General features: G+C 70.2%; 1 protein-coding gene. It reads left to right on the forward strand.

All coding sequences use genetic code 11. The features are described from left to right. The coding region (locus GA0115259_RS36850) for an alpha-mannosidase (protein ID WP_370749338.1) at positions 1–1,270 on the forward strand (1,270 nt) is incomplete at both ends.

Raw genomic sequence — 1,270 nt, forward strand, 5'->3', positions numbered from 1 at the left:
GCCTCCAGGACGTGGGCGGCACCGCCGCCGCCGCCCGGGAGCGGCTCGCCGAGGTGCTGGCCGCTCCGGCGCAGTCGACCGCGCACCGGATCAGCGCGGTCGGCCACGCGCACATCGACTCGGCCTGGCTGTGGCCGCTGCGCGAGACGGTACGCAAGGTGGCCCGTACGACGGCCAATATGACCGCCCTGCTGGAGGACGAGCCCGAGTTCGTCTTCGCGATGTCGCAGGCGCAGCAGTTCGCCTGGATCAAGGAGCACCGGCCCGAGGTCTACGCCAAGGTCAAGAAGGCCGTGGCGGAGGGCCGGTTCGTACCGGCCGGCGGTATGTGGGTCGAGTCCGACACCAATATGCCCGGCTCCGAGGCGATGGCCCGGCAGTTCGTCCATGGAAAGCGCTTCTTCCTGGACGAGTTCGGCATCGAGAACGACGAGGCGTGGCTGCCCGACACCTTCGGCTTCGCCGCGGGACTGCCGCAGATCATCAAGGCCGCGGGATCCAAGTGGCTGCTCACGCAGAAGATCTCGTGGAGCAAGATCAACAAGTTCCCGCATCACACCTTCACCTGGGAGGGCATCGACGGGACGCGGATCTTCACCCACTTCCCGCCGATCGACACCTACAACTGCTCGATGACGGGCGCCCAGATCGCCCACGCCGCGCGGAACTTCAAGGAGAAGGGCGTCGCCAGACACTCGCTCGCGCCGACCGGCTGGGGCGACGGGGGCGGCGGCACCACCCGCGAGATGGTCGCCAAGGCCGCCCGGATGCGCAGCCTCGAAGGCTCCGCGACCGTCGAGTGGGAGACGCCCGGCGCCTTCTTCGCCAAGGCCGAGGCGGAGCATCCGAATCCGCCGGTCTGGGTCGGCGAGCTCTATCTGGAGCTGCACCGAGCCACTCTCACCAGCCAGGCGAAGACCAAGCAGGGCAACCGGCGCAGCGAGCATCTGCTGCGCGAGGCCGAGCTGTGGGCCGCCACCGCCGCCGTACGGACCGGCGCCCTGTATCCGTACGAGCAGCTCGACCGGATCTGGAAGACGGTGCTCCTGCACCAGTTCCATGACATCCTGCCCGGCTCGTCCATCGCCTGGGTGCACCGCGAGGCCGCGCGGACCTACGCACGCGTCGCCGAGGAGCTGAACGGGATCATCGACTCTGCGCAGCGCGCTCTCGCCGGCGATCCGGCCGGCTCCACGGCCCTGCTCTTCAACTCCGCGCCGCACGCGCGCGGTGGTGTCGCGGCGGGCGCGGCGGGACCGGCCACCGGCGG

This window comes from Streptomyces sp. MnatMP-M17 (assembly GCF_900091995.1).
GTDB lineage: Bacteria > Actinomycetota > Actinomycetes > Streptomycetales > Streptomycetaceae > Streptomyces.